General features: G+C 55.0%; 7 protein-coding genes. 5 read left to right on the top strand and 2 right to left on the bottom strand.

Annotated elements, in window-relative coordinates:
- A partial coding sequence (gene wbaP, locus IQ273_RS28740; RefSeq protein ID WP_194026536.1) for an undecaprenyl-phosphate galactose phosphotransferase WbaP occupies positions 1–962 on the top strand: 962 nt, incomplete at its 5' end.
- Positions 949–2,232, top strand: a complete 1,284-nt coding sequence (locus IQ273_RS28735; protein WP_194026535.1) for an O-antigen ligase — start codon at positions 949–951, stop codon at positions 2,230–2,232. The genes wbaP and IQ273_RS28735, both read left to right, overlap by 14 nt.
- On the opposite strand, the gene IQ273_RS28730 is transcribed toward IQ273_RS28735, so the two are convergent.
- A complete protein-coding gene (locus IQ273_RS28730; protein WP_194026534.1) occupies positions 2,219–2,314 on the bottom strand; it encodes a cytochrome b6-f complex subunit PetL in 96 nt (31 codons plus the stop codon). The two genes, IQ273_RS28735 and IQ273_RS28730, sit on opposite strands and share 14 nt — an antisense overlap.
- Before the next feature lie 275 nt (positions 2,315–2,589).
- Between IQ273_RS28730 and aroB the strand changes: the two genes are divergently transcribed.
- The 3 genes from aroB (at position 2,590) to hisB (ending at position 5,784) form a co-directional block, all read left to right on the top strand.
- On the top strand, positions 2,590–3,687 hold the full coding sequence (gene aroB / locus IQ273_RS28725; RefSeq protein WP_194026537.1) for a 3-dehydroquinate synthase: 1,098 nt from the start codon (positions 2,590–2,592) through the stop codon (positions 3,685–3,687).
- A gap of 477 nt (positions 3,688–4,164) precedes the next feature.
- Positions 4,165–4,902 (top strand): DUF2993 domain-containing protein, encoded by a 738-nt coding sequence (locus IQ273_RS28720; protein ID WP_194026533.1) that lies wholly within the window; start codon positions 4,165–4,167, stop codon positions 4,900–4,902.
- Between the two features lie 240 nt (positions 4,903–5,142).
- Entirely contained in the window at positions 5,143–5,784 is a 642-nt protein-coding gene (gene hisB / locus IQ273_RS28715) for an imidazoleglycerol-phosphate dehydratase HisB (protein WP_194026532.1), read from the top strand.
- A 171-nt stretch (positions 5,785–5,955) separates the two neighbouring features.
- Here the strand turns inward: hisB and IQ273_RS28710 are convergent, their stop codons facing one another.
- A complete protein-coding gene (locus tag IQ273_RS28710; protein WP_194026531.1) occupies positions 5,956–6,147 on the bottom strand; it encodes a DUF2949 domain-containing protein in 192 nt (63 codons plus the stop codon).
- Between the last annotated feature and the right edge of the window lie 460 nt (positions 6,148–6,607).

The following is a 6,607-nucleotide window of genomic DNA, read 5'->3' as shown; positions in this document are numbered from 1 at the left end:
CGGGGGAACTGGTGATTCAGACGCTGAAAAACCAGCCTAACTTTGGCCTTAAGCCCGTGGCCGTGCTAGACGACGATCGCGATCGCAGCGATACGATCTGTGGCGTGCCGGTGGTAGGGCCACTGTCGATCGCGCCTCTCCTAGCCCGCAAGCACGACATTCATTATGCCATTGTGGCCATGCCGGGGGTGCAGCGGGAAAAGTTGTTGAGGATATTGGAGCGCTATGGCCGCACCTTTCCGCACCTGATGATGATCCCCGATTTGTTTGGAGTGGCCAGTCTTTGGGTAAGCTCAAAAGACTTGGGGGGAATTTTGGGCTTGGAAATTCGCCAGCAGCTCCTACTGCCGGGGCCTCGTTTGATTAAAGCGCTGCTCGATATGGGCCTTACGGTGGTGATAGGCATTGTAGTTCTGCCGCTGCTGGCCCTAATTGCAGTTTTGGTCAAGCTCGATTCGCCAGGGCCAATTTTCTACGGCCATCCGCGTCTGGGGCAAAACAACATTCCTTTTATCGCCTGGAAGTTTCGCTCCATGGTGTCTAATGCCGACCATGTGTTAGAGCGCTACTTTGAGGCCAATCCGACCCTGCGATCGCAGTGGGAGCTTGACCACAAGCTTCGCTACGATCCTCGCATTACCCGGTTGGGGAATTTTTTGCGGCGCACCAGCCTCGACGAACTGCCCCAGCTGTGGAACGTGCTGCGGGGAGAAATGAGCCTGGTGGGGCCTCGACCAATTGTTAAGGAAGAAATCTTTCGCTACGCCGACAAGTACAGCCTTTACACTCAGGTGTTACCAGGCCTCACAGGGCTGTGGCAGGTTTCGGGGCGCAACAATGTGTCCTACGACGAGCGGGTTAACCTCGACGCCTACTACGTCAGGAACTGGTCGGTTTGGCTAGACATTTACATTTTGCTGAAAACAATTTGGGTGGTTATGCTTGGCGATGGAGCCTACTAAAGAAAACGGGTTTGGGGTTAGCAGTTTAGCGCTAGAGCGGTTGGTGTTAGCCAGTTTGGTGGTGCTGCCTTACGTGGTCTATGGGGCGATCGCGACCTTAGGCAGCTTTTTAATCGTCAGCCTGCACCGCTGGCATCGGCAGATTTGGCAGCTGCTTTATACCCATGGCTGGGTATGGCTGGCCTTGGGGTTTGGCGTTGGGGTAGTGCTATCTGAAGCGCCTGCTGAGTCGGCCCTACAGACGCTCAATTTTATACCGTTTTTTATTTTTTATGCCGCGATCGCGATCGCTGTACCCACCTTTAGGCAGCCCTTAAAAACCCTCCACAGTTGGGCCGTAACGCTGCTAGTGTCGACCATTCCCATTAATCTGGCGGCGGTTGTCGAGATCTATCTGCGATCGCCGAGCGGCCTCAGCCGCTGGGGCAGCTCTCCGTGGCTGCAGTGGTTGTACCTCAAGACTAGCTATGGGGCTCGGGCCAGCACCGTGTTTGGCCATCCCAATGCCTTTGCCAACTACATGGTGATCGTGTTCGGTCTGGGGCTAGGCCTTTGCGCCTACTACCTCAGCCGCCGAGATCTCAGGGCTAAAAGCCCGTGGATATGTGGAGCGACCGCCCTGGTGTTGGTCGGCATTTTTTGCTCTGGCTCTCGTAATGGGCTTTTAATTGCCGGGCTGCAGCTGCTGCTATTTGGCGGGCTGCTGCGGCCCTACCGCTATATTTTTTGGGCTGGGCTGGGGGCGATCGCGCTCATGGTCATCAGCGCGCTCATTTGGGGCATAGGCGGACGCACCCTGCCAGAAGCCCTCGCTACCGCTTCGCTGCGGCTTAGCGTCTGGCGCTTAGCCCTTGATATGATTCCTCATCACCCCTGGTTTGGCAGTGGCCTGGGCACCTTCAAGCTGCTCTACGACCCGGCCGATTTTCCAGTGGCAGACGATTTTTTGCCCCACGCCCACAATCTCTGGCTCATGCTCGCTGCCGAAGCCGGATTGCCGGTGGCCCTTGGGTTTACTGGTCTAGTGGGATGGGTCGTGGGGCGCAGTACCTACACGGTGATATGCGCCCCACTCCCGGCCGATACCCTGGCTCTGCTCGGCGGCTACCTGGCTGGCTTTGGCGGCACTACAGCCTTTGCCGTCTTTGATCTAGCCTTTTACGATGGCCGCATCAACATTTTGGGCTGGTTGTTGTTAGGCAGCCTTCAGGCCATTACCTACCTAGCGCCAAAGTTAGGGGCTAAGTCAACCCCATCTAAATCAGCTTAGTCAGGCGCAGGCCAAAGTACAGCCCCATGGCAGTGCCCACCATGACCGACAAAAACACTACATAGGCTACTACACCACCCATAACGCTCTCTCCACAACAGCTACGACTCTATATTGAACCACGGTGAGGGATGTGTGGGGAGAGGATGGGTGGATGGGTGGATGGGTGAATGGGTGAATGGGTGGATGGGTGGATGAATGCAAAGTTCAAAACTGAGAGTTCAAAATTTTGAAGAACCTTGAACCTTGAACCTTGAACCTTGAACCTTGAACTCCCCCCTCCTCATCACCCCCACCTTCCGTCGCCCAAAGCGGCTAAAGTTTTTAAACAACCCTATCCGTCGCCTGGCTATCTCCATGAAATCCGTCATTCCTGTGCCGCTGCCAAACAATCCCTACAGTGTGGTGGTGGCCACGGGGGGCATTGACCATTTGGGCAGCTGGTTAGCAAACGAAGAAACGCCGCTAGTCAAGCGGGGGCAGAAGCTGCTGCTGGTATCGAATCCGGCGATTTTTAAGCAGTATGGCGATCGCGCCCTCGCCTCTCTCACCCAGGCTGGCTATGCCGTGCAGACCTGCCTGCTGCCCGCCGGAGAACGCTACAAAACTCTCACCTCAATTCAAAAAATCTACGCTGCGGCCCTGGACTTTCATCTGGAGCGCAAGTCAGCTATGGTCGCCTTGGGGGGCGGGGTGATTGGCGATATGACTGGCTTTGCCGCTGCCACCTGGTTGCGGGGGCTGAGCGTGGTGCAGGTGCCAACCTCGCTACTGGCCATGGTCGATGCCTCGATCGGCGGCAAAACTGGGGTTAACCATCCCCAGGGCAAAAACCTAATTGGTGCCTTTCATCAGCCCCGGCTGGTTATGATCGACCCGCTGGTACTCAAGACTCTGCCGCCACGTGAATTTCGGGCAGGGATGGCTGAGGTGATTAAATACGGTGTGATTTGGGATCAGGAGCTGTTTGAAACCCTGGAGGCCGCTCCCCGCCTTGACCAGTACCGCTATCTGGGGGACGCGCTGCTGCACACTATTCTGACGCGATCGTGCCAGGCCAAGGCCGATGTGGTCTCTCAAGATGAAAAAGAGGCGGGGCTGCGGGCCATTCTCAACTACGGCCATACGATTGGTCACACGGTTGAAAGCCTGATGCACTATCGCGGGGTCAACCACGGTGAAGCGGTGGCGATCGGTATGGTAGCGGCAGGCAAAATCGCTACGGCCCTCAACTATTGGACAGCAGCTGAAGAAACCCGACAGCTCAAGCTGATCGAAAAAGCAGGGCTACCTACTCAAATCCCGTCGCAGATCCAGACTAACGATATTCTTGATCTGCTCCAGGGCGATAAAAAAGTCGAGGATGGCCAGGTGCGCTTTGTGATGCCCAAGGAATTAGGATCTGCCTTCGTAACAGGCGATATCACCCGTGAGACCATCCTGGCTGCTTTGTAGGCGACTCGCAAATTAATAATTAAAGTACCAATGTCCATTCTCGCGCAGGCGGGAATCCACCGTGAGATAGCTGTTTTAGCTGACACTTGATTTTGAGGCGAATCTCTAAGCGATCGCGTCCGGCCTCGTCATCGCGACCTGGCACATATGTGCACACACTGCCAGCTACTTGCCCTAGTGCTCGACGGCTGAAATATGCTCACCATTCCGAATTACTTGGCTCCCTAGCCCCCCTGCTCCCTAGCCCCCGGAGAATAGTATCTAGATTTGCGCCACAGAGTACTAGTGTAGGCACTCTAAAGGACTGCGGCGGCGCTGCTGTCACACCGATCGCACCTTTGGCTATTCATTAAGAAAGATTAATTTATCTTCCCAAAGCAAACTCTTGCCAACGCCTAAAACCCCTACTGCGACGGAGCTTAAAGGCTTTGCAGGCCTCTAGACTGGTGGGTTCAAGCGTATACAGAGATACTAACCATGGCAAAAGGCAATTCGGATTTGGGAGAACAGGCGCTCAGCAAAGCTGTCGAAATGGGGCTCTCAACTCAGCTCGACTCAGCGGAAACCCTGGAAGCCGAAATTCATACCGATCCAGGTGCCCTAATGCAAGGGGAAGTGGAGTCGGCCGATATTCAGGGGCAGGGTTTAGTGATCAAAAATGACCTGCGCACCGAAGAACTGAAGGTGCGAACCGACGGTATGGCCATTGACCCCATCAAAGCGGCCTTTGGCAACATTGAACTGACGCGCCCCACCAATGCCGCTATGGCCGTTAAGCTGACCGAGGCCGACATCGAGCGGGCCTGTAATTCTGACTACATTCAGCGAAAGCTGCAAAAGCTGGAGGTAAAACTCGACGATCGCCCGGTGCAAATGAAGGTTCAGCAGGTACAGATTTCGCTGCCAGGGGAAGGACGGGTGGCGATCGCAACGGATATCCTGCTGGACTCGGGGGAACAGCAGCACGTCGCCTTTAGCGCGGCCCCAGTCGTAGATTCCCAGGGGTATCAGCTAATGCTCAACGATGTGCAGATGGAACCGAACAACACATCGGAACCGCTCACCCAAAGCCTGCTCGCGGCGGCGAACGACCTGTTCGATCTGCGCCAGTTTAGCCTCAGCGGTATGACCTTTCAAGTTGAGCGCCTTGATGTGCAGAAAGAGCACATGACCCTGCAAGCCAAGGCCCATCTCGAAAAGTTTCCCGGCAGCTAGGGAGCATTAGTTTTGGTGGATGGGTGGATGGGTAGGCGGGGGTCCCTGAGCGGAGTCGTTCGCGCTAGCGTCTCCCGTAGGGAGAAAGGGAGTGGATGGGTAGTTGGGTGAAACAACTGCAGTATCCAATCTGCGGGTATTGTGGTTGAAATTTTACGCTGTGTCGTTGGAGGAGCGATCGCAATCGCTTTGCTGGTTCAGCGGTCGTTTATGATCAGAGCTTTAACCCGTTAAACTGCCATGCAAACCCAAGATCGTCCCCTAGCGGCCCCCAACGCCAGTCTCACTTACCCCAGCCGCAGTGCCAGCGTTAGCCGCACGACCGGCGAAACCGATGTGCGGGTGAGCCTAACCCTAGACGGCACCGGACAGTGCAATGCCAAAACCGGCATTCCCTTTCTGGACCATATGCTGCACCAGATTGCCTCCCACGGGTTGTTTGATCTGGAGGTGCAGGCCACTGGAGATATTGAAATCGACGACCACCACACCAACGAAGATGTGGGCATTACCCTGGGTATGGCGCTGCACCAGGCTTTGGGCGATCGCAAGGGCATTACCCGGTTTGGCCATTTCGTTGCCCCCCTTGACGAAGCGCTGGTGCAGGTGGCGCTCGACTTCTCGGGCCGCCCCCACCTTAGCTACGGCTTGGAGATTCCGACCCAGCGGGTGGGTACCTACGACACCCAGCTGGTGCGCGAATTTTTTGTCGCCGTGGTCAACCATAGTCAAATGACCCTGCACATTCGCCAACTCGACGGCATCAACTCGCACCACATTATCGAAGCTACCTTCAAAGCCTTTGCCCGATCTATGCGTATGGCCACAGAGGTAGATCCTCGCCGGGCGCATTTGATTCCTAGCTCTAAGGGAGTTATTTAGGCAAATCTGGATATCTCCACAATCGGCCCTGCAGCTGAACGATATTTAGACCCGTCGTGCCGAGTATCTCAAGCCGCCGTATACAAATCCTTTCCTATAAACAAGAGGCGCAGCTGGTGCTACGCCTCTTATTGGTTGGGCCTCGTATCGGTTGGGCGGGGTGCCGTGGGTCTAAGCCACTTCCATCCAGTCATAGATTTGCTCTAGTTGCTCTAGGGTCACTAAACCGTACTGCCAAAGAATCATGGGCAATGGCCCAGGATCTTGCTCGCTGTGCTTCAGGGCAACCTGGATAGAGGCTGTCGAAATAGCTAAATCATCCTGTAAAAACCGAATTAAATTGGGTTGAACACTAACCGTCATCAAGTCTCACCTCCTTAAGGGCGCTGGGGCGCAAAGATATTGCTCACGATTTTACACAAGGATGCCTCGGTGGCAACATTAATTTCGGGCGGGTTTGAACGAACTTTTATCACATCTATACGGACGGACAAACAGCACCGATTCATAGGCGACCTCCCCTCGATCCTTAAAGCAGAGGTTAGGTCGGACATCGCTAGCGGCGATCGGTTCAGGGGCAGCTCAGGGGCGGCTCAGTAATCATCACCCTTGGCTGCAATAAAAGATACCCAGCTTTAGCCCAAAACATCAGGTGATGCTAGCTGGAATGTTGAAACCCTTAACATTTGATCAAAAAATTTTACGCCAGTAGGAGTACGCCAGTAGGAGACGAGGTCCTTCCTTTCGCTCCTAGTACTCGATGGCTGAAATATGCCCACCATTCCGAATTGCTTGGCTCCCTAGCCCCCCTGCTCCCTAGCCC

This window comes from Nodosilinea sp. LEGE 07298 (assembly GCF_015207265.1).
GTDB lineage: Bacteria > Cyanobacteriota > Cyanobacteriia > Phormidesmidales > Phormidesmidaceae > Nodosilinea.
This window is presented reverse-complemented; position numbering and strand designations above follow the sequence as displayed.

Excerpts from the sequence above, each read along its gene's own strand:
- IQ273_RS28735 (WP_194026535.1), top strand. The coding sequence starts at position 949 with ATGGAGCCTACTAAAGAAAACGGGTTTGGGGTTAGCAGTTTAGCGCTA.
- IQ273_RS28730 (WP_194026534.1), bottom strand. The coding sequence starts at position 2,314 with ATGGGTGGTGTAGTAGCCTATGTAGTGTTTTTGTCGGTCATGGTGGGC.
- aroB (WP_194026537.1), top strand. The coding sequence starts at position 2,590 with ATGAAATCCGTCATTCCTGTGCCGCTGCCAAACAATCCCTACAGTGTG.
- IQ273_RS28720 (WP_194026533.1), top strand. The coding sequence starts at position 4,165 with ATGGCAAAAGGCAATTCGGATTTGGGAGAACAGGCGCTCAGCAAAGCT.
- hisB (WP_194026532.1), top strand. The coding sequence starts at position 5,143 with ATGCAAACCCAAGATCGTCCCCTAGCGGCCCCCAACGCCAGTCTCACT.
- IQ273_RS28710 (WP_194026531.1), bottom strand. The coding sequence starts at position 6,147 with ATGACGGTTAGTGTTCAACCCAATTTAATTCGGTTTTTACAGGATGAT.